Here is a 24,175-nt window from a genome sequence, read left to right as displayed (position 1 = left end):
TCCGCCCCGGCCGGGGACAGCGAGACGGACCGGGGCCGACCGGCACAACCGTCCCAAGGAGCCACGCATGCCCGGAATGAACCCCAACGAGATCCGTGTCGCGGGGACCGGCCGCGTCCTGACCGCCCCGCTCGGAACCGCTCTCCCACCCGACGTCTCCACGCAGTGGGCGGCGGGCTGGAAGGACCTTGGCTACACCTCTGCCGACGGGATCAAGTTCAACAAGAAGGACAAGATCGACCCGGTCGACACCTGGCAGTCGGTCAGCCCGGCCCGTTTCGTCTACTCCGACCGCGACCTCACCGTGAAGTTCCAACTCCTCCAGCTCAACGAGGACACCCTGCCGTTCTTCTTCGGCGGCGACGTGGTGGCGGAGACCGCGGCCGGCTCCAAGGTCTACCGCTACGAACTCGCCGCCGAGCCGAAGAAGGACGAGCGGATGCTGGGGGTGGAGTTCGCGGACGGAGACGTCATCAGGTACCGGTTCGTCATCCGCAGAGGCCAGGTCACCGAGACCGAGGAGCTTCAGCTGACCCGCACCGCGGCGGTGCGGCTCGGTGTCACCTTCACCGCTCTGGCGGTGGACGGCGCCACCTCGCTGGCGACCTGGCTGATGAACGACCCCTCGTTCGCCGCGTCCTGACCCCGGTCGACGATCGCGAAGGAGTCGCGCCATGCCCGCGTTCAACGTCAACGCCGCACGCGCCCAACGCCTGGAGGCGCTGGGGCTGACCTGGGACTTCGAGGTGGACGGGGAGACCTTCTCGCTGCCGACCGAGATCCCGCAGCGCTCGGCGAAGGCCCTGGCCGAGTTGGAGGACAACGACCTCGACGGGCTCCTCGCCCTCCTCCTGGGCGGGGAGAGCTACAAGCGGCTGTGCGAGCACGAGGTGAGCGTCCAGGACATCGCGGCCATCCTCGACGCGTACGGGAAGGAGACCGGGCTCGGCGTGGGGGAAGGGTGAGCCTCGGCGCGCTCGTGGAGGAGCACGCCGAGGCTCTGGAAGCGGACCTGCTGCGGTACTACGGCATCGACCTGCTCGACTGGCACCGGGAGGCACTCTCCTCACGGCGCCTGGCGGTCCTGGTGCGGCACCTGCCGGCCGAGTCCGCGTTCGTACGGGCGAGACAGGGCGAGGCCGCGGCGTGGGGGCCCACGGACTACCTGCTGGCTGCGGTGGTAGACCATCTGGCGATCGCCACCTGGATGTACGCGTCGGTCAACCGTGACGAGTACGCGGACCCGCCCGAGGCGCCGCTGCCGGTGCCGAGGCCCACCACCGGGGACCGGCCCCCGCCGGCCGGCCACGACACCCCCGACACCACGACACCAACCGCCACCACACCGAGCGCGGCGGAGCTGGCGCGGTTCTTCGGCTGAGGGGCCGCTCCGATCGGAATGAGGAGAGATGACCGTACCCATCGCCCCGCTGGATCCGCTGGGCCGGGAGATCGACCGCACGATGAGTGCCGCGGTAGAGGCTCTGAAGAAGAAGGTCGCGGAGGACATCGCGAAGGCCGTGCACGACATCACTCACGCCGCCGCCGTCAAGGCCGAGGCCAGCTTCGTCAAGGGGGAGGCGGTGGGCGCCTCCGCCGGGTTGAAGCTGTTCAGCGCCGAGAAGTCCCTGTTCGACGTGCAGGAGCGGCTCGACGAGAGAGCGGGGAAGGGGCCGAACGCCCTCAAGCGGGCCGCCGCGGACGCCATGGTCGAAGCGAGGCGGGCGAACACGCGACTGGACGCGATACGCGGGCAGCTCGGGGGCAGTACGCCCGCGCAGCAGGCGAACATCGGCAACACGGGAAGCTTCACCGAGACCGCCGCCCAGATCAACCGTCTTGAGGGGCGTCTCAACAGTCTCGTGCAGGCACTGGGATGACGGGCCGGAGGAGGTAGGTCGCCATGTCGCTGGTCAGGGCACTGAACAGGTCCGCCTCCGGCTTCCGCGGCCTGCGCGGTTCCGTGGGGCAGGCTGATACCAGCGTCTCCAGATTCTCCCGCACGGCCACCCAGGCCGCGGGCGCCGTGGGCCGGGTCAAGGGTGACGCCGACAGGTCTTCGAACTCCCTGCGCGACCTGCGACGCAGCGCCGACGCCGCCGAACGCGGCGTGGCCAGAAGCGGGAAGTCGATGGGCGCCGCCGGACGCAGCGCCGCGACCGGCGGCGGGCTGATGGGCCGGATGAGGACCGGGCTCCAGGGTGTGACCACCGCTCAGAAGGGCCTAAACACCGCTATGAAGGCCAACATCTTCGGCGCGGTCATGGCCCTCCTCATGCCGCTGGTCATGAAGCTCGTGGACATGGCCATGCGGTCCAGGACCGTCCAGCGGATCGTCCAGACCGCTTTCCGGATCATCGGCCAGGTGATCAGCACCACGATGCGCGTGGCCAGACAGGTGGTACAGGCGACCTGGAACGGCATCAGGTCCACGTTCGAAGTCGTGCTGAAGGTCATCTGGACCGTGGTCAGGACGTACTTCACCCTCTACAAGACGATCATCACCACCGTCATCCGTGCCATCGTGGCCGTGGTCCGCCCGATGCTGTCGTTCTTCACCGAACGGGTCCCCGCCGCCTTCCGGGCCACCAGAAACGGCATCCAGCGCGCCTTCGGCGGCCTGGCGAGCATGGTCAGGAGCGCGTTCAGCGCCGTCCTGGGAGCCGTACGCGCGCCGGTCAACGGAGTGATCGGGTTGGTGAACCGGGCGATCGGCGCGCTGAACCGGATCAAGGTCTCGGTACCGAAGTGGCTGGGCGGCGGGTCCTTCGGGGTCAACCTTCCCACCATTCCCACCCTTGCCCGAGGTGGCGTCGTGCTGCCCCGCCCCGGCGGCACGCTCGCGCTGCTCGCCGAGTCCGGACAGGCCGAGGCCGTGCTGCCGCTGAACCGGCTCAGCACCCTGCTCGCCCGCAACGGGTCCGCCGTGCCGGGCCTGACACCCGCCCGGTCCGGGAGCGGCGAGTTCGTCGTCGAGCACTACCACGAGGCCCCCGGTGCCAGCGCCCGACAGACCGCGGAGGACCTGATGTTCCTGCTGAAGGCGAGGGGCTGACATGGCGAGCGAGACCGTCGCCACCGAGCCGGGACCGCTGATCACCACGGACGGGCAGGTGCAGTGGGCGGGACTGCTCATGGGGCCGCACACCGACTACTGGATCGCCGCCGAGGGGCTGACCGGCTGGGAGGAGCTGCCCGGGTTGGACACCTCCGACGCCGACCGCCCCGTAGGACACGGTGGCTGGCCGGGTTCGCAGTGGGCGCAGGCCCGTACCGTCACCGCCCAGGTGTGGTTCGCCCCCGACCCGGACGGCGGTCCCGAGGCCGTACGCGCCGCCCTGCGCGCCCTGCGCGTGGCCACCGCCGTGAGCGATACGGAGGAGTGGCTCGCCGTACGGCTGCACGGCGAGACCCTGGCGGTACGGGCCCGGGTCACCCAGCGCGTCGTACCCACCGACCGGCAGTTCACCACGAGCTGTCTGGCGAAGATGACCCTCCAGTGGAAGGCGAGCGACCCACGCCGCTACGAGACGACGGAGCGTCGCGGCACCGTGGGCCTCCCGCGACCCGAGCCCGGTCTCGGCTGGCCGATCACCTGGCCACTGGTCTGGGGCACTCCCCGGGCCACCGGTGATCTGGCCGTCGACAACAACGGCAGCGCGCCCGCCCATCCGGTGATCACCTTCACGGGGCCGTGCACCAGGCCGCGCCTGGCCAACCGGACCAGTGGCGCCTGGCTGGAGTACGACATCGCCCTGACCGGGGACGACGAGCTCGTCGTCGACACCGCCGAGGGGACGGTGCTCTTCAACGGCACCGCGTCCCGGCGTCACACGGCTACCCCGGGCAGCGCCCCCGAGGAGTCCTTCACCCTGCCACCGGGCACCTCGCAGCTGTCGTTCCGGGCCGCGTCGGCCGATGCCGTGCCGGCGGACACCGGGGCGGCCGGCGTCACGGTCCTCTGGCGCCGCGCCGAATGGTGACTCCGCCGCCCGCCCCCTCCTTTCCACGATCAAGGACCCAGGAGCCGTCCCATGACCGTTCGTTCCGCCTGGCACCTGCCCACCGGTCAGACCCGTGAGGACACGCGGCTGGCCGTCGGCCTCGGCATGGCATCGGCCGGGCCACTGCTGACGCGGGCCGGGTGCGTCGTCGGCGGCCTGCACCTCAGCGGGACCGCCGCCACGAGCATGCAGGCCAGGCTCTCCCCCGGTCAGGTGTGGGTCTCCGGAACCTCCACCGGCGCGCAGGGCGGCTATCCGGTGACGGTCGACGCCGACACCCTGCTCACGTTCGCGGACGGACACGCCAGCCTGCCGCGGGTGGACGCGGTCGTGATCCGGGTCTACGACAACGACTACGACGGCTCCGGCCAGTACGCGGCGACGCTGGAGGTCCTGCAGGGCACCGCCGCCGCGGCCCCCTCCGCCCCGGCCGTGCCCAGGAACGCCGAACTCCTCTACCAGGTGGCCGTCCCCGCCGGCGCCTCCGCCGCCAAGGGCGTCACCTGGGCGTCGGCGATCACCGACCGGCGCCGCTACACCGCGGCGCTGGGCGGCATCGTCCCCGCCGCGGGCGGCGCGGCACACAACGGCGCGTACGTCGGCCAGTACCGCGACGCGGGCGGCCGGCTGGAGCGCTGGGACGGTACGCGGTGGGCGAAGCTCATCCCGGACACGGTGCTGCGCCACACCCTGGACTGGGGCAGCACCACCTCCGCGTCGTACGTGGAGCTCCTCACCGACACCAGGGACCCGCTCACCGCCACGTTCACCGCGCCGTCCTCCACGTGGGTGTCCCTCACCTTCGGTGCCTTCACCGGCGCCGACGGGGAGGCGACGGCGTACGTCTCCTTCCGGCTGCGCCAGCAGGGCGGCGCCGAGGTGCTGCCTCCCCTGGACGACCGTGCGGCGATTCTCGTGGGCTCCGGCAAGGCGTCCATCTCCACCTGCCTACCGGTGGGCAACCTCACCCCCGGGGCCGTCTACACCGCGACCCTCGCCTACCGCTCCTCCGTCGCGGGGACGCGGGTCCATTTCGACAACCGCTTCGTCCGCGTCGACCCGGTGGCGTGAGGGACGTGGAAGTCCGCTACCGCGCCGTCTTCACCGACCTGCGCACCGACCAGGCCATCGACGTACTCCCGCTGCGAGAGGTGGAGTACGACGACTACATCGGCAAGCCCGGTTCGCTCACCGCGACCCTGCCCGTGCCCAGTGCCCCGATGGCGCACCGCGTGCGGGAGGTGGTGGAGGGGCGCACGGCGGTGTACCTGGAGCGTGGGGACGAGCTCTGCTGGGGCGGCATCGTGTGGACCGTCACCCCGGCCACGGACGACCGGGGGCTGACCACGGTCGCCCTCCAGGCGGCGACGTTCGACTCCTACGCGGGCCGCCGCTACATCCGGTCCGACCTGAGCTTCCCCTCCACCGACCAGTTGGAGATCGTGCGCCGACTGTGGGAGTACGCGCAGGAGTCCGACGGGGGCCGGATCGGGGTCGAATACCAGCCTACGGACCCCACGGTGGCCCGCACGGTGGTCTACCGGGACGGGGACGAGACGCTGGTGGAGGAAGCGATCAACCAGCTCGCGGGGATGGAGCCCGGCTTCGAGTACCGCGTTGCGGTGTACCGGGACCCGACCACCGGGCGGCGGGTGAAGCTGCTCCAACTCGGTTCGCCGAGAATCCTGGTGGGCAGCCAGCCCGTGGTGCTGGACCTACCGGGCAACGTGCTGTCGTACGCCTTCCCGCGCGACGCCACCCGTGGCGGTACGACGACCCGGGCGCGGGGAGGTACCCCGGAGGGTAGGGCCGCGCGCCCGGTGGTCTCCGACGAGCAGGTCGCCCGGGACCTGCTCGCGGCCGGCTTTCCTCGCCTGGACACCTCGTCCGACCACAGCAACGTCGTCGACAAGGCGACGCTCAACGCCCTCGCCCGGTCCGAACTCGCTGCCCTGCGCGGCCCGGTGGTGATCCCCTCGGTGCGCGTGCGCCTGGGCGCGGGCACCACCCCGGCCCTGCTCGGGATGACCGTGCGGCTACGGATCAGGGACGTGTGGTTCGTCGAGGGACTGGACGCCCGCTACCGGGTGGTGGGCGTCAAGGTGAGCGCCCCGGAGCGGGGCCGTCCGGAGACCGCTGAACTGTATCTGGAGGAGGCGGGCTGATGCCGAACCTGCCCGAGGACATTCTCGACCGGATCAGGGCCCTGGAGCGGGAGGTGCACCGGCTTACCACGTACGTCAACAGCAAACCGGGCGGGGGGGCCACAGTGTCCGCCGGCCCGCTGGCGGCGGGGGACACCTCGGTGGCCCAGGGGGTGACGACGACTCCCGAGACCCCGGCGACGCGTGAGGACACGCCCGAGGCCGATCGCCCGCCCCGGGAGCCCTGACCCGTGCTCGGGTGGGCGGGCGCGCCCGCCCCGGTTCCGTCCGTCACAATCGGCGCATGCTGAGAGTCGGATCTGTCGTGCTGGGTGTGTCGGATGTGCCGCGTGCGGCGGCGTTCTGGATGGCGGCCCTGGAGTACGTTCCGCGCGAGGAGATGGAGGACGACTGGGTGGTCCTGGTTCCCGCGCGGGGAGGCGGGGTCCAGTTGTCACTCGGCCGCAGCGGGACGCCCCTCCAGGAGCGGCCCCGGGTTCATCTGGACCTGTACGCCGACGACCAGGCGGCCGAGGTCGAGCGGCTGGTGTCACTGGGCGCCCGGCGCGTCGACTGGGACTCCTATCCGGACGACGCCGACTTCGTCGTACTCGCGGACCCCGAGGGCAACCGCTTCTGCGTCATCGACACCGATCGCCCCTGACGTCGGGCGGACCCGCCGGGTGGGCTCACGGCTCGTGGGCCCCCCGGCGGCCGAGGACCCGCGCTCAGCGGGTGAGCTGGGGCAGGACCGGGCGCAGCAGGTTGTCGGGCAGGCCACGGCGGCGCCACTCGCGCGGGTAGCCGAGCGAGACCTCCTCGAACCGCACCCCGTCCTCGGTGGTCACGCGCGGGATGTGCAGGTGGCCGTAGATGACGCCGGCGGCGTTGAAGCGCCGGTGCCAGTCGGCGGTGAGCTTGGTGCCGCACCACAGCGCGAAGTCCGGGTAGTACAGGACCTCGGTGGGCAGCCGGGTGAGCGGCCAGTGGTTGATGAGCACCGGCGGGGCGGCCGGATCGATCTCGGCCAGCCGCTTCTCCGTCTCGGCCACCCGTGCCCGGGACCAGTCCTCTTTGGTGGGGTACGGGTCCGGGTGCAGGAAGTGCTCGTCGGTGCAGACCACGCCGCTCTGGTACGCGGCGGCCAGCGCCTCCTCCTGGGTGTGCGCGGGGTTGGCGCGGAAGGTGTAGTCGTAGAGCGTGAAGACCGGGGCGAGGGTCAGCGGTCCCGCGTCGCCCTCCCAGACCAGGTACGGGTCCTCGGGGGTGGCGACGCCCAGCGAGCGACACATCTCGACCAGCGCGTCGTAGCGGGCGACACCCCGCAGCTCCACCGGGTCCTTGGGGTGGGTCCACAGCTCGTGGTTGCCCGGCACCCAGATGACCTTGGCGAACTTCTCGCTGAGCACCCGCAGGGTGCGCTCGATGTCGCCGAACACCTCGCCCACGTCGCCCGCCACGATCAGCCAGTCCGCGTCGGAGCCGGGGCGCAGTTCCTCGCTGATGGCGCGGTTGTCCTCGTAACTGACGTGCAGATCGCTGATGGCCAGGAGCTCGCCCCGCTGCGCGCCGCCCGTCATCGGGGCGACGCCACGGTCGCGGCGGCCGGTGCCCCGGGGCGGGGCCGGCCGGTGACCCTGGCCGCGTGCTGTATGTCTACGCCGTCCTCGACGGGCGTGCCGCGCATTCGTCTCTCCCGTTCTCGCCCCCCGTGCCGTGGCGGGGCTGTTCAGCAGGCCGTTGCCCAAAAGGATCGCATAGTGCGGGAGTTAGCGGCGAGCGAGCGCGGACACGGCCGGTGCGGGTGTCAGGGCCGTTCGCCGGGTCCGTCGCCGGGCCGCTCCCGGCGTCCCGTCCCGGGTGCGGCCCGGTCGTGGTGGCCGGCGGTGTGGTGGGTGCGTAGGCGTAGCAGGGTGGCGGTGAGGGCCACCAGCAGCGAGATGCCGCAGCCGATGGCGATGGCCTGGAGTTCGCCGCGTGCCGCCGCGCTGCCCAGGTAGCCCAGGCCCACGGAGTACAGCGCCCAGATGGACTCGGCGATGCCGGCGCCGATGAGGTAGCGGTGCAGCGGGTAGCCGATGGCGCCGGCGCCCAGCGCGCCGACCAGCCGGCCGCTGGGCAGGAAGCGGACGGCGACCACGAACGGCACCCCGTGCCGCTGTATCCGGCTCGCCGACCACGCCAGCAGCGCCTTGCGGCGTGGGGTGCGGGCCGCCCAGTGGTTGACCCGCTCCTTGAACCGGCCGCCGAACCAGTGCAGCAGGCCGTCACCCAGCAGCGCGCTGCCGGCGACGACGCACAGCACCAGCACGATGTTGAGACTGCCGCGCGCGGCGAGCACCCCGCTGGTGACCAGCAGCGCCGAGTTGGGCACCAGCGGCGGCAGGGTGGTGATCATCAGCAGCACGTACGCCCAGGCCGCGCCGTGCGTCAGCTCCTGCTCCAGGCTCCCGGCCAGGGTGGGCCAGACGGTCGGGGCACTGACGCACGGCACGTCGAGGCCGGCCGGCGACAGTGCGGCCAGGACGGCCAGGGGATGGGCGAGTGGTGCGGTGTCCATGCGGCCACCTCTCGTCGGGTGCCGCGAGGGGGGCGGCACGCCCGTAGGGCAACGCTGACAAGGGTCGGGGCGCTGGGGCAACTCGGAATCGAGAACGAGGGCGGCACCCGCCGGTCTCTCTCACCTGTCCTGCCCCGGGGCACCCCGGCACAGCCCCCGTCGCGCTCGCGCGCCGCCCGTACGCCCTCGCGCGCCCGGCCTCGGCCGCGCGCCCGGAGCCGCCCGTGGCCCGGGCGCGTCCCGACGGTCGACCTCCGGGAGCGCTCCACACGCCGGCCGGTCACCGGGCCCGACCTACCGACCGTTAACCTCACACCCGTGGTGGACAAGACTCCCGGACAATTCGAACGCGGCACCGACGGACCGAAGGTCATCGTCACCGGCCTGGACGGCTCACAGTCCTCGTGGCGCGCGGTGGCCTACGCCGCCGGGCTGGCCCGACGGCAGAACGCGCTGTTGGCGGTGGTGTACGTCCAGCCCGTGCTGCCGGCCAGCGCGGCCTTCGGCGCGCCGGTGGCCGACACCACGGGGGAGGTCGCCGACGAACTGGTCGCGCAGATGCGGGAGGCCACCGAGCGGCTGCGGGGCATCTTCGAGGTGCGCTGGGAGTTCCACACCCACGTCGGCGACCCGTACGGCGGGCTGGTCGCCGTGGCCGACCAGCTGAAGGCGGACGCGGTGGTGGTCGGCGCCTCCGAGCAGGCCGGGCACCGGATCGTGGGCTCGGTGGCGATCCGGCTGGTCAAGGCCGGCCGGTGGCCGGTGACGGTCGTCCCCTGACGGCGCCGGCGCGGCCCTCGGCTCGCGCCGGGTGGCCGGGTGAGGCACGGTGGTGGGGACCGCACAGCACCCCAGTGACCGGGGAGTCTTCGACATGTCCCACCACACCTACCGGGTGACCGAGATCGTCGGCACCTCCCACGAGGGCATCGACGCCGCGATCCGCAACGGCATCGCCCGCGCCGCCCAGACCATCCGCAACCTCGACTGGTTCGAGGTCAAGGAGGTGCGCGGGCAGATCGAGGACGGCGCGGTGAAGCACTACCAGGTGGGCCTCAAGGTCGGCTTCCGGCTGGAGGAGCCGCAACCGTAGCCGGCGACGCCACGCCCGGGCGGGGGCTGCCGGTCAGCCACCGGTGACCTGTCCTCCCGGGCGGGTCAGCCGCGCGGGAGGACCAGGGACAGCACGCGCGGCAGCGGGTACCAGTCGGCGGTGGCGAAGCTCGCGTGCCGGGCGGCCAGCTCGCCCACCCGGGTGCGGGCCTGTTCCTCGGTGGGACGGGTGCCGTCGATGGCGGGCGGCACGCGGTGGGCGTCGGTCATGACCAGCAGGTAGTGGCGCCGGTCGTACCAGGCGGTGTCGACGCTCCCGTTCGCGTACTGGCTCGCGTCGCCGTCGAAGAGCACGAACCACGCGCGGATCGACGCGTCCCGATAGCGTTCGCGCGGGTCGCCGGCCGCGGCGCCGTGCACGGCCGGGAAGGCGGTGGCCCGGTCGAGTTCGTCACGGGCGGCCAGGTCGCGCAGGTGCAGGGCGTACTCGCGGTCGGTCCACAGGGTGTCCAGCGGGTTCTTCTCCTCGACGGTGCCCGGGATCAGCTCCACGACGAACCGGCCCGCCAGCGCGTCGCGCGTGGGCCAGCCCCGGGCGCGGACCGCCGCGTCCAGCGTGGCGTGGCCGACGGCGAGCTCGCCCGGCCGGAACAGGGCGTCGCCCAGGGTCCGGTCGAGCAGCGTGTCGAACGCCTGGGGGCCCCGGCCGTGCTTGTCGTTGAAGCCGTCCTTCAGCTCGACCTTGACGAGCACCGGCCGGTGGCCCGGGTGTGCCTCGTGCCAGGTCCGCAGATCGGCCAGGCAGCCCGGCAGGTCCCGGTCACCGCGCCGGGCGCGTAGGTCGGCGACGGTGCTGGCGCCCGCGCAGTTGTTGTCGTTGCCCAGCGGGTTGCCGTGTGAGACCCGCCAGCCGGGCCCGAACGCGTTGGTCCACACGTCCAGTTCGAGTAGTGCGGCACCGGAGTCGAGCGCGTCCGCGAGGTGCGGGAAGACGCTCTTCTCGTACGCGTTGTGCACGCCGACCGACGTGGTCGCGGAGTACGCGGGGGCCGTGGTGCGCTGGCCCGCGTCGGCGGTGCTTCCCGCGACGACCAGCGCCGCCAGCGCCGCGAGGGTGACCGCGCTCCGCCGTGTCGCCCTGTCCATGTCCCCGCCCCCGTCGCGTCCGCGCGACCGCCGCCCCGGCGACCGCGCGCCAGCGTACGGGAGCGGCCGGCGCGGCCGCCAGGGCGGGCACCGCTCACGCGGCGGCGGCCACCGGCCCCCGGCAGGGGTTCACCGCTGTTCGCGCCCGTTCGCCGGCCAGCCGGCGGCCGGGGACGTGCCCAGCATCGCGGAGGCCTGCTGGAACGAGTCGAGGTCGCGCTGGGGCGTGGCGGGTTGGGGCAGGTCGGAGCAGGTGAAGCCGAGTTGACGCATGGCTCGCACGATCTCGCCGGCGCTGAAGTCGCGTCGGTCCTGGCGTGTGATGACCTGCCCGACCTGCTTGGCGGGGTAGGTGCGGCGGCCGATGGTCACGGACTCACCGATGACCTCTTCGGGCTTGACGTCCTTCATGGCTTCCAGGATCCCGCCCTTGGTGAGGTAGAACGGGAAGCGAGCGATGACACAGCGCATGATGCCTCACAGGGGTAGCGGTGGTGGGAGGGTCGCGGTTCCGCCTCGGCGAGGCGGCTCGGGGAGCGGTGGTGTGGCGTCGGGGGCACGCCCCACTCCGCCGGGGTCGGTCGGGTGGGGGTCGGGCGCGTGGCGCGCCGGACCGCGATCGTCGGCGTCGCGGGCGAGCGGCGCGGGACGTGGCTGCCGGCCCCGCCGGACGGGACCGCCTGGTCGGTCACCGCGTCGTGGGATGACGAGCCGGAGTTCGGTGCGGCGTTCGGCCCGGCCGCGGACGGTCGGGCCGAGGGGCGACGGCCGCGCGGCGCGGCGTCGGTCTGGTACGTCCGCCGGCGGCGCCGTCTGCGTCCCGCCCCGAGGCGGGAGCGGCCCGCTCCTGCCCCGCTCGCAGGGCGGGTCCGGGTTCGTGGGCGTCTGGGGGCGGGCGGCGTGGGGGCACCGGCCCTCGACGGGGCGTAAGCGCGGTGAACCATCACGTGCCGCCGACCGTATCCGCCCGGGAGAGGGGCGGACGTTCGTACGGAGGGGGTTCATGCGGAACCTTCTTTGGTTCGGCGTTTATCAGGGAATTCCCCCGACAGGGAAGCGGTGGGCGATCACCGGTACGGACCGGAGCGATACGGGATTCGCACCGGCCCGGGAGGAAGCCGTTACGGGGCGGGTGCTCACACGGGACACGGGGACGTAGGAACCGGAGTGCCGGCGACAGCGGGCACGAGGTGGGCCGTAATGTCGCGGGAACCGCGGCGGGGGCAATCTCGTGGATGAATGCGCGGGGAATGCCTGTAGCTGGGGCCCGCGCTCCGTAGGACGCGGGCCCCAGCTACGCGGCACGGGCGGGTGCTCAGACGGGAACGATGTTCTCGGCCGTCGGGCCCTTCTGGCCCTGTGCGATGTCGAAGGTGACCTTCTGGCCTTCCTGTAGCTCTCGGAAGCCCTGGGCGGCGATGTTCGAGAAGTGGGCGAACACGTCGACGCCGCCACCATCCTGCTCGATGAATCCGAAACCCTTGGACGCGTTGAACCACTTCACCGTGCCGGACGCCATGTCGTATCTCCTTGGGGCAGTACTCCGAGACTCGCAATTGATGGGCCTGGATAGTCGTCAAAAGGCCCTGTCCGGAGCTACCGGAAATACAGAACGTCTCAAGCAGTGAAGAAACCCGACAAAAGCCTGGAAGTTCTGGGAATCACGGCTGCAACCAAGCTCGACACTAGCATGCGCGGGCGACGCGCCCGGGGCGCGTCATTCCACTGTGTTCGCTGTGACAAAAAGCCCGCTCGCGCGACCCAGCACATTCTCATCCGGCGAACACAGATATCCGCTCGCCCGGAGCACGGCGTCGCACCTGCTCCCCGCCGGCCGTCGGTCCACGGCGAAGGTCGCCCACGCCCTGACAGTCGCCCGTGCGTCCGGCAGGCGCGCGGCACACGGGGACGGGGAGACGTACGGACGCGGGGGCCTCACTCCTCGGGCGCGGCGTTCGCCGCCTCGGCGGCGCGGCGGTACTCGGCGTTGCTGCGCCGGGCGTCTTCGAGCTGGTCCTCAAGGATGATGATGCGGCAGGCGGCCTCGATGGGAGTGCCCTGGTCGACGAGCTCCCTGGTGCGGGCGGCGATACGCAACTGGCAGCGGGAGTAACGGCGATGGCCGCCCTGGGACCGGAGCGGGGTGATCAGGTTGGCCTCGCCGAGGGCACGGAGGAAGCCCGGGGTGGTGCCGAGCAGCTCGGCGGCCCGGCCCATGGTGTAGGCGGGGTAGTCGTCGTCGTCGAGACGGCCGAACGAGTCCTCTGCTGTCATCGCACCTCTTCGTCGAACACGCGGAGAGGCCCTGGGGCCGTTCGACACCAGGGCCCCGAAGAATCCGCTACACCGGCTGCCGACCCTAGTACCGCGCAGGCCTCCTGTCTCCGCCTGCCGGCCAGGACGCCGTCAGGGGCACGGGGGCGCGTCCCCGCCGGACCTGGGTCGCGGACCTCTCGCGGCGGGCTGTCCGGCGCGGCCGAGGAACCGCCCGCCACGTCACCGGCGCCGCGACTCCTCGGCCCGCTCCGGGGGCGCCCGGCCCGACCACCTTCGGGGGGTGCGGCGGCCTGGGCCGCGCGTGGCACGGCCGGGCCCGTCCCGCTCGGCCGGCCACGCACGGCCGCGCACCCGACACTGGTGCGGTGGTCGACGACACGAAGAGGTGGCTGATGACGACACGCCGGCCGGGGCCGGGGCCGCTCGCGGCTGCCGCGCTGACCGGGATCAACGCGCTGTATCTCACGCTGGTCGTGGTCGGCAACGTCTTCGACTTCGACACCAACCGGGAGTTCGTCCAGCACGTGCTGGCGATGGACACCACCTCCCAGGACCCGGATCTGATGGGGCGGGCGATCGGGTCGCGGCGGGTGCGGGACGCCGTGTACGTCGCGATCATCGGCTGGGAGGCGCTCGCGGCGCTCGTCCTGGTCTGGGCCACGGGGCTGTGGGGGCTCGGGATGCGGCACGGGGCGTTCGCGCGCGCCCGGTGGGCCAGCACGGTGGGACTGGTGCTGGTGTTGTCGCTGTTCGGAGGGGGCTTCCTGGCGATCGGCGGCGAGTGGTTCGCGATGTGGCAGTCCGAGGACTGGAACGGCCTGGACGCGGCGCTGCGCGCCGTGGTGCTGGCGGGCCTGGCCCTGCTGGTGGCGCAGTCACCCCACCGGGCGCCGGCCCCGGCCACGGAGGCCCCACCCCCACGGTGAGCGGCCCCCGTACGCGGAGCCCTCGGCGGGCGGCACGGGCCGCCCCCGGCCGGGGGTTCGCCAGGCGTCGGGGCGACGGTAGGGCGGCGCGGCATGGCGCGGCGGGCCGGCGGGGCCCGGTCCAGGCTCGCGGGGCGGGTGTGGGGCCCGGCTGCCGCCGTTCGGCCCAACCGGCGCGCGGGGCGGCACTGTCGCGCGGCGGGGCGACACACGCCTGGCTATCGTTCGTCGCGCGCCGCGCGGACCCCACCACCGCGCGCCCTCGACCTCGCGCCGCCACCGGGCGCTCCTCGGGCGCGGCCGGCGCCGTATCCGTGCGGCCGGCGCCGCAACCGTTCGGATGACACCGCGCGCCACGCCGTGACCTCGGGGCCGACCGGGTGGATACGCAGGTCGACGCATGGTCCGATGAACAGTCAAGGCGAGGAGACGACATGAGGTTCACGCTGTCCGCCGTGGGGGCGACGCTGTTGGCGGCCACGGTGCCGGCCGGGGTCGCGCACGCCGACGAGTCGCACACCGACTCGCACAACGCGCCCGTGGTGGCGCTGATCCACACCGGTCAGATCGACGACCCGATGGAGGACGTGTTGGAGCACGCGGCCATCCTGGGCAGGACGAGCGTGGTGGACTGAGGCGACCCCGGCCTCTGGTCGGGACTCACCTCGCGGCGTAGACGTCCTCCACGTAGCGGCCGGCGGCGATCAGGGCGTTCAGCCACTGCTCGGCGTCGGCCGGTGACGCGTCGGCGCGCGCCGCGTACAGCTCGCGGAAGGCGGCGCGTACCCCGGGTGCCATCCCCCGACCGTCACCGCACACGCGTACCCGGGCGCCGTCCGCCAGGAGCGTCCACACCTCGTCCGCCTCGGCCAGGACGCGGTGTTGGACGTAGCGGCCGTGGCGCTCGGGGTGCGCGCTGAAGGTGGGGCGCAGGGTGACCGCCCCGGCCCGCTCGGCGGCGCGCAACTCGTCGGCGTGCAGGTAGTCGGCCTCGGGGGCGTCGCAGCCGAAGTACAGCAGCGCGGGAGCCCGCTGGCCGACGGCCACCCGCTCGGCGACGGCGGCGCGGAACGGGGCCAGGCCCGTGCCCGCCGCGACCATGATCACCGGGGTGGGGTCGGTCGGGTCGAGCCGGAAGGCGTCGCGGCAGGGTTGGACGCGGGCCCAGAGTGTCTCGCCCGGGGTCAGCCGGTGGGCGTGGCCGGAACCCACGCCGCCCGCCTGGCGGGAGACCATCAGTTCGGCCGTCGCGGGGCGGCCCGCCGGCGCCGAGGAGATGGAGTAGTGGCGCGGGCGCAGCGGCGGCAGCAGGTCGAGCAGGGTGGCCCAGGGCAGGGCGCCGCGTAGCGCGGGGTTGGCCTCGACCAGGTCGATGACGGTGCTCGGGTCGTCGGCCGGCAGCGCCGCCAGGGCGGCGCGCTCGGGTGGGCAGGGGTGGTGGGTGGCGAGCGCGGCGCGCTGTTCGACGCTGGCGGGTGCGCCCAACTCCAGGTAGTGCGTCAGGAGTTGGTGGGCGGTGACGGGTCGGTCCAGGGGCAGTGTGGTGCGGCCGGGGCGGTCGGCGCGGATGTCCAGGACGGTGTCGGCTTCGGCGCCGAGGGCGCGCAGGGCGCGCTCGACGGTGGCCGAGTCGTTGGCGGGCAGCACCGCGAGGTGGTCGCCGGCGCGGTAGTCCACTCCCTCGGGTAGGGCGAGCCGCAGGAAGCGCTTGGGCTTGCGGTGGCCGGGGGCGGTGAGGTCGCGGGCCTCGGTGACGGTCAGGGGGTGCAGGCCGTGCCGCTGGGCCAGCGCGTCCAGCGGACCGCCGCGCACCTCGGTGACGGTGTGGCCTGGCTGCCGGGCGGGCTCGTCGGGGGCGGTGGGGTCGCCGTACCGCTCCAGGAGCAGGGCGCGCAGTCGGTCGGTGAAGTCCCGTACGGCCCGCGACAGTTCACCCGAGGCGTCCGCTTCGGCGCGGGGCAGCAGGCGGGTGGCTCCCAGGGCCGCCAAGCGGTCGTCGAGGTGGATCGGGACGTGCTGGTAGGTGGCGGCCCAGGTGCGGTCGCCGATGCCGAGGACGGCGTAGCTCACCTGTCGGGCGGCGCCGTCGGGGGCGGTGGTGAGCCAGTGGGCGAAGCGGGCGGCGTCGTCGGTGGGTGTGCCGTTGTAGGAGGCGGCGACGATCACCACGGGCCGGTCGGTGGGAAGTGCGCCGGCGTACGCGTCGAGCGCGGCCACCTCGGTGACGCAGCCCAGGGCCGTGGCCTCGTCGGCCAGGCGGTGGGCCAGCTCGCGGCAGGTTCCGTAGTTGCTGCCGTGCAGCAGGAGCGCGCCGGTGCCCTGGCGGACGCGTCGGGGCAGGTCGACGTCCGGCGCGGGGGCCGCCTGGGGCGGTGCCGCGGGGGTGGCGGGGCGGCCCAGGAGGGAGCGGTTGACGGCCCGGTCGGCGGCGGTGCGCGGGCGGGGGGTGAGGGTCAGGCCGTCCGGCTTGAGTGTCAGCGTCTCCTTGACCCGCAGCCGGTAGTCACCCTGGTCGACCAGACGGAAGCGGTGGGCGAGCAGGCCGAGCAGCATGGTCGCCTCGTGCAGTGCGAACTGCCGCCCGATACAGGCACGTTGACCGGTACCGAACGGCTTGTACGCGTGCGGTGAGCGACTCGCCTCCGCCTCGGGGGTGAAGCGGGCCGGGTCGAACAGCTCGGGGTTGTCGCCCCAGGCGGCCGGGTCGCGGTGCAGCATCGGGACCAGGACGGTGACGCGCTGGTCAGCGGGCAGGGGGTAGCGGCCGCCGAGCAGGGTGTCCTCGTACGGCTGGCGGGTGAAGGCGGGCGCGGTGGGCCACAGCCGCAGCGCCTCCTGGAGCACCTGGTGGGTGAAGCGCAGCCGCCCGATGTCCTCGAACGTCGGATCCGGGTCGGCGTCGTCGCCCCACAGGTCGTCCACCTCGCGCTGGACCAGGCGCAGCGCGAGCGGGTCCTTGAGGAGGTGGTAGAGGGCGAAGGAGAGCGCGCCCGAGGTGGTCTCGTGGCCGGCGATGAGGAAGGTGATGACCTGGTTGCGGATGTTGGCGAGGTCGAGTGTGGTGTGGTCGGCCGGGTGTCGGGCGGTGAGCATGAGGTCGAGCAGGTCGTGGGCGTCGGTGCCCGGCCCGGGCGTCCCGTCGGCGGGGCGGGTGGGGGTCGTACGGGTGCGGGCGGCGATCACCTCGTCGACGACGGAGGCCAGGTAGTCGGCGTCGGCGCGGAAGGCGGCGTTGACGGCGTCGTGGTCGCCGCCCGGGGCGCGGTCCAGGGTGGTCATGCTCCACTGGAGGCAGCGCACCATGGCGTCGATGAACGGGTGCGGCTCTTCCCGTGCGAAGGAGTCGAAGTCGAAGCCGAAGCCCACCAGGCCGATCGTGTCCAGGGTCATCCGGGTCATGTCGTCGGAGACCGCGACGGGGGTGCCGGTGGCGGCGTGCCGGTCCCAGCGGGCGACGACCCGGCGGGCCACCCGCAGCATCGCCGCGTGGTAGGCGTGCATCGAGCCCAGCGCGAAGGCGGGCAGGAGGATGTCGTGTGCCTTGGCCCAGTTGGGTTCGTCGTTGTACGCGGTGAACAGGCCGTCCCCGGCGAACTCGCGGACGCTGTGCAGGGTGGGTGAGATGCCCTTGGCGAAGCGCTCCTCGTCGGCGAGTTCGGCGACCAGTTCGAGGGAGGAGACGAACAGCACGTCGCGGCCGTGCAGTCGGCGGCGGAGGATGGGGCCGTGGCGCCGGCTGAGCTCCATGGCCTGTTGCAGGGGGGTGGGCCCGAGGCCGGTCGCCGAGATGTCCACCACGGGGACGGCGTCGGCGCGGCCGGTCGCGCGCGGGACCGGGGTGCGGGGTGCGCGCGGGGTGGTGGGGTGGCCTTCGGCTGTGAGCAGGGGCGTGTCGGTCATGTCTCCAGGCTCGCCAGCCCGGTTGCCGCCCTACCGCGTGATCACTGCATGATTGTGCAGTGGATTCTCACGGGCCGCACTTGCGGACACGACGTGGAGCAGGGGCGATGGTCGAGGGCGGCACGGGTGGGCGCGGGGGCGGATGGGGCAACTACTTCCTGACGCTGCTCGACCGGCTGCCGCTGCCGGTGGCGGTGTGCCGGTCCGATGGCGAGGTCCTCATCGCCAACCCCGCGATGGCCCGCCAGTGGGGTGTGGCGCCGGGGCGCCTTGGCGGGCGTAACCTGCTTGACCTGTTCCGACCGCGTGACCGGGCGCAACTGGAGCGGCTGGGTGAGGCGTTACGGCTGGGCTACCGCTCGCGCTACCCGGTGGGGGTGTGTTGGCGGCTGGGGGGCGACGGGGCCGAGCGCGAGGGTGAGTTGAGCATCGACCCGGTGGGTGACGCCACGGCCGAGCGGCCGGCGCTGCTGGTGCTGTTGCGCATCGGCGACCAGGCTCCGGCACGGCCGGAGTGGGTGGAGGTGAGTCCGGTGGAGGAGCGGGTGTTGGCGCTGGCGGCCTCCGGGGCGACGACGGCGGCCATGGGCAAGGCGCTGGGGTTGACCGTCGACGGTGTCAACTACCACCTGACCCGCCTCTCCCGACGGTGGCGGGTGCCCAACCGGACGGCGCTGGTGGCCAGGGCGTACGTCCTGGGTGTGCTGGCGCCCGGGGTGTGGCCGCCGGCGGCGCGGCGCTGAGAGCGGTACGGGCGCGGGTGGCCCGGTCGGCGGCGGGCCGCGCGGCGCCGCGCGGGTGCCGGGTGCCGGGTGCCGCCGCTCGCGAACCCCCGGGAGGGCGCGGGGCGGGGTCCGGGTGTCGGTGGGGCTCCCCACGGTGACCCCCGGGCTCGACCTCGGGAGGGGGTGAACGGTGCGGGTTCACCGGGGGCGTCGCATCGGCCGCGTCGCCGCTGGTGGCGGGGTGCTCGTCGGGCGACGGCGGGTGGCCGGGGGATGTTCCTGTTCCGGTGGTGGGGGCCGGTTCCGGTTCCTGGGTGGCTGCCGGCGGGCGGCCAGGTCAGCGGAGGTGTGCGGCCGGGCGCGGCGCGGTCCGCTCGACAGTTCGGGCGGGACGGGTGGCGGCTCGCGCGGGGCGGCGGACGCGGCGCGACACGAGATCGTCAGGAAACTGCCACCGAGTGTCGTCTTTCCTCGCCGTCGGCGCTGGGCCATCATGATCCGCCGTCAACTGTTCGACGGGGAGGGACTCATCATGGCGAGACTCCGACCAGGGCACGGCGTCCTGCGTCGCAAACCCATCGCGACCATCGAGGAGACCGAGGGTGCGGCGAGCGAACAGCTCAGCCGGAGCCTGGGCCTGTGGCACCTGACGGCGATCGGCGTCGGCGGCATCATCGGCGCGGGCATCTTCACCCTGGCGGGCACCGTCGCGAACGGGACGGCCGGGCCCGCGGTGCTGATCTCGTTCCTGATCGCGGGGGTGGCGAGCGCGGCGGCGGCCTTCTCCTACGCGGAGTTCGCCGGGCTCATCCCGAAGGCGGGCTCGGCCTACACCTACGGCTACGCGGTCCTGGGCGAGCTGGTGGGCTGGCTGATCGGGTGGGACCTGATCCTGGAGTACACGGCGATCGTCGCGGTGGTGGCCATCGGCATCTCGGGCTACTTCTCTTTCCTGGTGGGCGAGATGGGCGCCGACCTGCCGAACTGGATGCTGGGCGCGCCGGGCACCGGCGACGGCCACAAGGTGGACCTGTTCGCGCTGGTGCTGTGCCTGTTCGTGGCGTACCTGCTCAACCTCGGCATCAAGAGCGCGGCCCGGTTCGAGATGATCGTGGTCGTTCTGAAGGTGCTGGTGGTGCTCCTGGTGATCGTGGTGGGCTTCTTCCACGTGGACACCGGTAACTACTCGCCTTTCTTCCCGTACGGGGTCGGCGGGGCGTTCACCGGGGCGGCGACGGTCTTCTTCGCGGTCTTCGGCTACGACGCGATGAGCACGGCGGCCGAGGAGTCCAAGGACTCGCAGCGGCACATGCCGAAGGCGATCCTGTACTCGCTGGCCATCTCGATGGTGCTGTACGTGCTGGCCTGCCTGGTGCTGACGGGCATGCAGAACTACACGGAGGTGGACGCGGAGAGCGGCTTCTCCACCGCGTTCAAGTCGGTGGGGCTGGGCGGCGTCGCGGACGTGATCGCGGTCGGTGCGATCATCGGCATCCTCACCGTGATGTTCACCTTCATGCTCGGCGTGACGCGGGTGTGGTTCTCGATGAGCCGGGACGGCCTGCTGCCCCGGTGGTTCGCCAAGACGCACCCGACCCGGCGGGTACCGACCCGGGTGACCTGGATCGTGGGCGTCGCGTCGGCCGGCATCGCCGGCTTCGTGAAGATCGGCGAGGCGGCCGAGCTGACCAACATCGGCATCCTGTTGGCGTTCGTGATCGTGTGTGTGGCGGTGATCGTGCTGCGCTACCGGCGCCCCGACCTGCCGCGCACCTTCCGCACCCCGGGCATGCCACTCGTGCCGCTGGTGGGCGTGGGTGCCTCCATCTGGCTGACGACCTACCTCCAGTGGCACACCTGGGTGCGCTTCGCCGTCTGGTTCGGCATCGGCCTGATCGTCTACTTCGCCTACTCCTACCGGCACTCGGCGCTGGCCACCGCTCCCCCGGCGGGTGGGACGACGTCGGGGGAGCCCCCGGCGGGTGGGACGGCGTCGGGCCCGGCCACCCCCGGGTCCGACGCCGGCCCCGGATCGGAGGCCGACCCCGGATCCGGCCCAGAGCCCGGGGCCGCGCCCGGGTCGAGACCGAAGCGGCGCGGCCCGGACGCGCCGGGCCCCGGCTGACACTCCCCGTGCGCCCGCCCCGCGCGCCGGGTCACCGGTCGCGCGGCGGGCGTACGGCCGGGACACGCCGGCCCGCCGGTGGGTGTGGGGTCCGATCAGCTTCGCAGGGCCGTCGCCAGGTAGGGGGCGGTCACGCTGGTCTGGGAGGCGGCGACGGTCGCCGGCGGGCCCGCGGCGACGACGAGGCCGCCACGGTCGCCGCCACCGGGGCCCAGATCGATGACCCAGTCGGCGCCAGCGGCCACCGCCATGTCGTGCTCGACCACGAAGACGGAGTTGCCGGCGTCGACCAGGCCGTGCAACTGCCGCAGCAGCAGTGCGGTGTCGGCCGGGTGCAGGCCGGTGGTGGGCTCGTCCAGGAGGTAGACCGTGTGGCCCCGGTGCGCGCGCTGGAGCTCGGTGGCCAGCTTGATGCGTTGGGCCTCGCCGCCGGAGAGCTCCGTCGCGGGCTGCCCGAGCCGCAGGTAGCCAAGGCCCACCTCGCGCAGGGCGCGCAGCCCGCGCAGCGCGGCGGGCACCTCGGCCAGGAAGTCGGCCGCGGCGTCGACCGTCATGTCCAGGACGTCGGCGACGCTGGCCCCGTGGTAGGTGATCTGGAGGGTCTCGGGGTTGTAGCGGGAGCCGTGGCAGTCGGCGCAGGGCGCGTAGGTGCCGGGCAGGAAGAGCAGTTCCACGGCCACGAACCCCTCTCCCTGGCAGGTCTCGCAGCGTCCGCCGGCGACGTTGAAGGAGAACCGGCCGGCGCGGTAGCCCCGGGCGCGGGCCTCGTCGGTGGCGGCGTAGACCTTGCGTACGGCGTCGAACAGTCCGGTGTAGGTGGCCAGGTTGGAGCGGGGGGTGCGGCCGATGGGGCGCTGGTCCACGCGGACCAGCCGGTCGACGGCGGCCAGCCCCGCGACGGCGGCGGGCCGCGCGCTCGCCTCGCCCGCCGCCGGTAGGTCCTCGTCCTCGCCAGGCCGCTCCAGGGCTTGGTCGGTAGCCTCGGCCGCGCCGCCCAGGTGGTCGGTCAGCACCTCGGCGAGCACCTGGGTGATCAGGGTGGACTTGCCCGAGCCGGAGACGCCGGTCACGGCGGTGAACACACCGAGCGGCAGCTCCACGTCGAGGTCGCGCAGGTTGTGCCGGCGCACGCCGCGCAGGGTCAGCCACTGGGCGGGCTGGCGTGGGGGGTCGACCGTGACCTGGGGAGCGGTCGGGAAGACGTAGGGGCGGGTGACGGACTCGGGGACGTCCGCGAGGCCGGCGACGGGGCCGCTGTAGAGCACCCGCCCACCGTGCTCGCCGGCGCGCGGCCCGACGTCCACCACCCAGTCGGCGCGGCGCACCACGTCCAGGTGGTGCTCGACGACGAACAGCGAGTTCCCGGCCGCCTTGAGTCGGTCCAGCACGGTGAGCAGGGCGGCGCTGTCGGCCGGGTGCAGGCCGGCGGAGGGCTCGTCCAGGACGTAGACGACGCCGAACAGGCCCGAGCGCAACTGGGTGGCCAGCCGTAGCCGTTGCAGTTCGCCCGCCGAGAGGGTGGGAGTCGGGCGGTCCGTGCTGAGGTAGCCGAGGCCGAGTTCGGTCAGCACCTCGATGCGGGCCAGCAGGTCGCGGGCCAGCGTCGCGGCGACCTCGGCGGCCACCCCGCCGGCCGGGGTGGGGGGCGTGGCGGCGGGTTCCGGGGCGGCGGGCGGGGACGGCTGGGCGGTGTGCTCGGCGGCCGGGCGCAGGAGCTGGGCCAGTCGGTCCAGCGGGAGGCTGGCCAGCTCGCCGATGTCGTGGCCCGCGAAGGTGACGGCCAGTGCTTCGGGCCGCAGCCGGCGCCCGCCGCACGCCGGGCAGTCGGCGCTGACCAGGAACTGCCGCACCCGGCGGCGTAGCGTCTCGCTCTTGGAGTCGGCGAAGGTGTGCAGGACGTAGCGCTTGGCGCTCATGTAGGTGCCCTGGTAGGGGCGCTGGATGCGGCCGGCCTCGCGCACCGGGTGCACGGTGACCACGGGCTGCTCGTCCGTGAACAGCATCCACTCCCGGTCCCGGAGCGGCAGCTCGCGCCACGGTCGGTCCACGTCGTGGCCGAGCGCGGCCAGGATGTCGCGGAGGTTCTTGCCCTGCCAGGCGCCCGGCCAGGCGGCGATGGCGCCCTCGCGGATGCTCAGGTCGGGGTCGGGCACCAGCGACTGTTCGGTGACGCGGTGCACCCGGCCCAGGCCGTGGCAGGCGGGGCAGGCGCCGGCGGCGGTGTTAGGCGAGAACGCGTCGGAGTCCAGGCGCTCGGTGACCCCCTCGGGATAGCTGCCGGCGCGGGAGAAGAGCATGCGCAGCGAGTTGGAGAGGGTGGTGATGGTGCCCACGGACGAACGCGTGGTGGGCGCGGAGCGGCGCTGTTCCAGGGCGACGGCGGGCGGCAGCCCGGTGATCTCCTCCACCCGGGGCGCGCCGACCTGGTGGATGAGGCGGCGGGCGTAGGGGGCGACGGACTCGAAGTAGCGGCGCTGGGCCTCGGCGTAGACGGTCGCGAAGGCCAGCGACGACTTGCCGGAGCCGGACACGCCGGTGAAGACGACGAGCGCGTCGCGCGGAAGGTCCACGTCCACGCCGCGGAGGTTGTGCTCGCGGGCGCCGCGCACCCGCACAAACGAGTCGGTCATCCCTCCATGATCGGCCTCGCTCCGCTCACCGCCACGCCGGGCCTCCCCCGGGTGGGTCAGGCCCTCACGCGGGGCGCGCGGGGGCGCTGGCCTGCCAGGCCGCCTCGATCATCTGGAAGGTCTCCTCCAGCGCGGCCCGGGGGTCAGTCGCGTCCCGGGCCAGGGCGTACGCGTCGACCACGAACCGCGCGATGGCACGGCAGGCCGTCGGGGTCCGGGCCAGGTCGGGGTCGGCGGCGATGGCGGCGGCCAGCGACTCCGCGTGGCGCAGCCGCATCGACTCCTCGTACTCCCGCAGCGCGGGCGAGGAGTCGATCATGTGCCAGATCGGGGCGGCGCCGTCGGCCGTGCAGTGCTCCACCAGGGTCCAGACCTCGTGACGCAGCGCGGGTATGAGCCGCTCGTCCGGCGTCCGGTCGGCGACGACCTGGGCCAGGCGCCGCTCGAAGTCGGTGTCCTGCTCGAACACCAGGGCCTCTTTCGAGGCGAAGTGGGAGAAGAGCGTGGTGACGGCCACGTCGGCCTCGGCGGCCACGTCCCGGATGCCCACCGCGTCGTACCCGCGCTCCAGGAAGAGCCGCAGGGCGGTGTCGGCGATCTTCTGGCGGGTCGCGGCCTTCTTGCGCTCGCGGCGCCCGGTCGGCACGGTCATGGGTTGATGCTACCAGGTGCGAAATCATAACGG

General features: G+C 73.2%; 25 protein-coding genes. 16 read left to right on the top strand and 9 right to left on the bottom strand.

Translation table 11 applies throughout. From position 1 onward, the window contains the following. The first annotated feature begins 67 nt into the window (after nucleotides 1–67). From ACFVFR_RS21050 to ACFVFR_RS21005, 10 genes are all read left to right on the top strand, one after another. The gene (locus tag ACFVFR_RS21050; protein WP_383703867.1) at nucleotides 68–643 is read left to right on the top strand and encodes a phage tail protein; all 576 of its coding nucleotides are present in this window, start codon (nucleotides 68–70) and stop codon (nucleotides 641–643) included. Between the two features lie 31 nt (nucleotides 644–674). Then, on the top strand, nucleotides 675–965 hold the full coding sequence (locus tag ACFVFR_RS21045; protein WP_383703866.1) for a hypothetical protein: 291 nt from the start codon (nucleotides 675–677) through the stop codon (nucleotides 963–965). 65 nt (nucleotides 966–1,030) lie between these two features. Further along, complete coding sequence (locus ACFVFR_RS21040; protein WP_383703907.1) at nucleotides 1,031–1,381, top strand: hypothetical protein; 351 nt, start codon at nucleotides 1,031–1,033, stop codon at nucleotides 1,379–1,381. Between the two features lie 28 nt (nucleotides 1,382–1,409). Next, nucleotides 1,410–1,880 (top strand): hypothetical protein, encoded by a 471-nt coding sequence (locus ACFVFR_RS21035; protein WP_383703864.1) that lies wholly within the window; start codon nucleotides 1,410–1,412, stop codon nucleotides 1,878–1,880. A gap of 23 nt (nucleotides 1,881–1,903) precedes the next feature. After that, entirely contained in the window at nucleotides 1,904–3,055 is a 1,152-nt protein-coding gene (locus tag ACFVFR_RS21030) for a hypothetical protein (protein WP_383703862.1), read from the top strand. Nucleotide 3,056: 1 nt separating this feature from the next. After that, nucleotides 3,057–3,983: a phage distal tail protein gene (locus ACFVFR_RS21025; protein ID WP_383703860.1), complete on the top strand. Its 927-nt coding sequence runs from the start codon at nucleotides 3,057–3,059 to the stop codon at nucleotides 3,981–3,983. Nucleotides 3,984–4,034: 51 nt separating this feature from the next. Then, nucleotides 4,035–5,075: a hypothetical protein gene (locus ACFVFR_RS21020; protein WP_383703858.1), complete on the top strand. Its 1,041-nt coding sequence runs from the start codon at nucleotides 4,035–4,037 to the stop codon at nucleotides 5,073–5,075. 5 nt (nucleotides 5,076–5,080) lie between these two features. Then, nucleotides 5,081–6,169 (top strand): hypothetical protein, encoded by a 1,089-nt coding sequence (locus ACFVFR_RS21015; RefSeq protein ID WP_383703905.1) that lies wholly within the window; start codon nucleotides 5,081–5,083, stop codon nucleotides 6,167–6,169. Then, nucleotides 6,169–6,396 (top strand): hypothetical protein, encoded by a 228-nt coding sequence (locus ACFVFR_RS21010; protein ID WP_383703856.1) that lies wholly within the window; start codon nucleotides 6,169–6,171, stop codon nucleotides 6,394–6,396. The genes ACFVFR_RS21015 and ACFVFR_RS21010 overlap by 1 nt, the downstream gene beginning before the upstream one ends. A 56-nt stretch (nucleotides 6,397–6,452) precedes the next feature. Next, entirely contained in the window at nucleotides 6,453–6,812 is a 360-nt protein-coding gene (locus tag ACFVFR_RS21005; protein ID WP_383703854.1) for a VOC family protein, read from the top strand. Between the two features lie 64 nt (nucleotides 6,813–6,876). Here ACFVFR_RS21005 and ACFVFR_RS21000 read toward each other — a convergent pair whose 3' ends face one another. Further along, the gene (locus ACFVFR_RS21000) at nucleotides 6,877–7,728 is read right to left on the bottom strand and encodes a metallophosphoesterase family protein (protein ID WP_383703852.1); all 852 of its coding nucleotides are present in this window, start codon (nucleotides 7,726–7,728) and stop codon (nucleotides 6,877–6,879) included. Nucleotides 7,729–7,955: 227 nt separating this feature from the next. Then, complete coding sequence (locus tag ACFVFR_RS20995) at nucleotides 7,956–8,708, bottom strand: DedA family protein (protein ID WP_383703850.1); 753 nt, start codon at nucleotides 8,706–8,708, stop codon at nucleotides 7,956–7,958. Between the two features lie 318 nt (nucleotides 8,709–9,026). Here ACFVFR_RS20995 and ACFVFR_RS20990 point away from each other — a divergent pair, with 318 nt between their 5' ends. Both ACFVFR_RS20990 and ACFVFR_RS20985 read left to right on the top strand, forming a co-directional pair. Then, entirely contained in the window at nucleotides 9,027–9,488 is a 462-nt protein-coding gene (locus ACFVFR_RS20990) for a universal stress protein (RefSeq protein ID WP_383703848.1), read from the top strand. Nucleotides 9,489–9,582: 94 nt separating this feature from the next. Continuing rightward, a complete protein-coding gene (locus tag ACFVFR_RS20985; RefSeq protein ID WP_383703846.1) occupies nucleotides 9,583–9,801 on the top strand; it encodes a dodecin in 219 nt (72 codons plus the stop codon). Between the two features lie 65 nt (nucleotides 9,802–9,866). Here ACFVFR_RS20985 and ACFVFR_RS20980 read toward each other — a convergent pair whose 3' ends face one another. The 4 genes from ACFVFR_RS20980 to ACFVFR_RS20965 form a co-directional block, all read right to left on the bottom strand. Then, nucleotides 9,867–10,907: a phosphatidylinositol-specific phospholipase C domain-containing protein gene (locus tag ACFVFR_RS20980; RefSeq protein WP_383703844.1), complete on the bottom strand. Its 1,041-nt coding sequence runs from the start codon at nucleotides 10,905–10,907 to the stop codon at nucleotides 9,867–9,869. A gap of 129 nt (nucleotides 10,908–11,036) precedes the next feature. After that, nucleotides 11,037–11,378: an SCO5918 family protein gene (locus ACFVFR_RS20975; protein WP_383703842.1), complete on the bottom strand. Its 342-nt coding sequence runs from the start codon at nucleotides 11,376–11,378 to the stop codon at nucleotides 11,037–11,039. An 844-nt stretch (nucleotides 11,379–12,222) separates the two neighbouring features. Beyond that, a complete protein-coding gene (locus tag ACFVFR_RS20970; protein ID WP_383703840.1) occupies nucleotides 12,223–12,426 on the bottom strand; it encodes a cold-shock protein in 204 nt (67 codons plus the stop codon). Between the two features lie 416 nt (nucleotides 12,427–12,842). Further along, nucleotides 12,843–13,181, bottom strand: a complete 339-nt coding sequence (locus ACFVFR_RS20965) for a MerR family transcriptional regulator (RefSeq protein WP_383703838.1) — start codon at nucleotides 13,179–13,181, stop codon at nucleotides 12,843–12,845. A gap of 395 nt (nucleotides 13,182–13,576) precedes the next feature. On the opposite strand from ACFVFR_RS20965, the gene ACFVFR_RS20960 reads away from it, so the two are divergent. Further along, entirely contained in the window at nucleotides 13,577–14,110 is a 534-nt protein-coding gene (locus ACFVFR_RS20960) for a DUF2165 domain-containing protein (protein WP_383703836.1), read from the top strand. A gap of 434 nt (nucleotides 14,111–14,544) precedes the next feature. Further along, nucleotides 14,545–14,745 (top strand): hypothetical protein, encoded by a 201-nt coding sequence (locus ACFVFR_RS20955; protein ID WP_383703834.1) that lies wholly within the window; start codon nucleotides 14,545–14,547, stop codon nucleotides 14,743–14,745. 25 nt (nucleotides 14,746–14,770) lie between these two features. Here ACFVFR_RS20955 and ACFVFR_RS20950 read toward each other — a convergent pair whose 3' ends face one another. Further along, the gene (locus tag ACFVFR_RS20950; RefSeq protein WP_383703832.1) at nucleotides 14,771–18,010 is read right to left on the bottom strand and encodes a cytochrome P450; all 3,240 of its coding nucleotides are present in this window, start codon (nucleotides 18,008–18,010) and stop codon (nucleotides 14,771–14,773) included. A gap of 107 nt (nucleotides 18,011–18,117) precedes the next feature. Between ACFVFR_RS20950 and ACFVFR_RS20945 the strand changes: the two genes are divergently transcribed. Next, nucleotides 18,118–18,753: a PAS domain-containing protein gene (locus ACFVFR_RS20945; RefSeq protein WP_383703830.1), complete on the top strand. Its 636-nt coding sequence runs from the start codon at nucleotides 18,118–18,120 to the stop codon at nucleotides 18,751–18,753. Nucleotides 18,754–19,267: 514 nt separating this feature from the next. After that, complete coding sequence (locus ACFVFR_RS20940) at nucleotides 19,268–20,860, top strand: amino acid permease (protein WP_383703828.1); 1,593 nt, start codon at nucleotides 19,268–19,270, stop codon at nucleotides 20,858–20,860. A 95-nt stretch (nucleotides 20,861–20,955) separates the two neighbouring features. On the opposite strand, the gene ACFVFR_RS20935 is transcribed toward ACFVFR_RS20940, so the two are convergent. Next, nucleotides 20,956–23,490, bottom strand: a complete 2,535-nt coding sequence (locus ACFVFR_RS20935; protein ID WP_383703826.1) for an ABC transporter — start codon at nucleotides 23,488–23,490, stop codon at nucleotides 20,956–20,958. Between the two features lie 64 nt (nucleotides 23,491–23,554). Then, a complete protein-coding gene (locus tag ACFVFR_RS20930; protein WP_383703824.1) occupies nucleotides 23,555–24,142 on the bottom strand; it encodes a TetR/AcrR family transcriptional regulator in 588 nt (195 codons plus the stop codon). Between the last annotated feature and the right edge of the window lie 33 nt (nucleotides 24,143–24,175).

The sequence above is a fragment of the Streptomyces sp. NPDC057702 genome (assembly GCF_042799315.1).
GTDB lineage: Bacteria > Actinomycetota > Actinomycetes > Streptomycetales > Streptomycetaceae > Streptomyces.
This window is presented reverse-complemented; position numbering and strand designations above follow the sequence as displayed.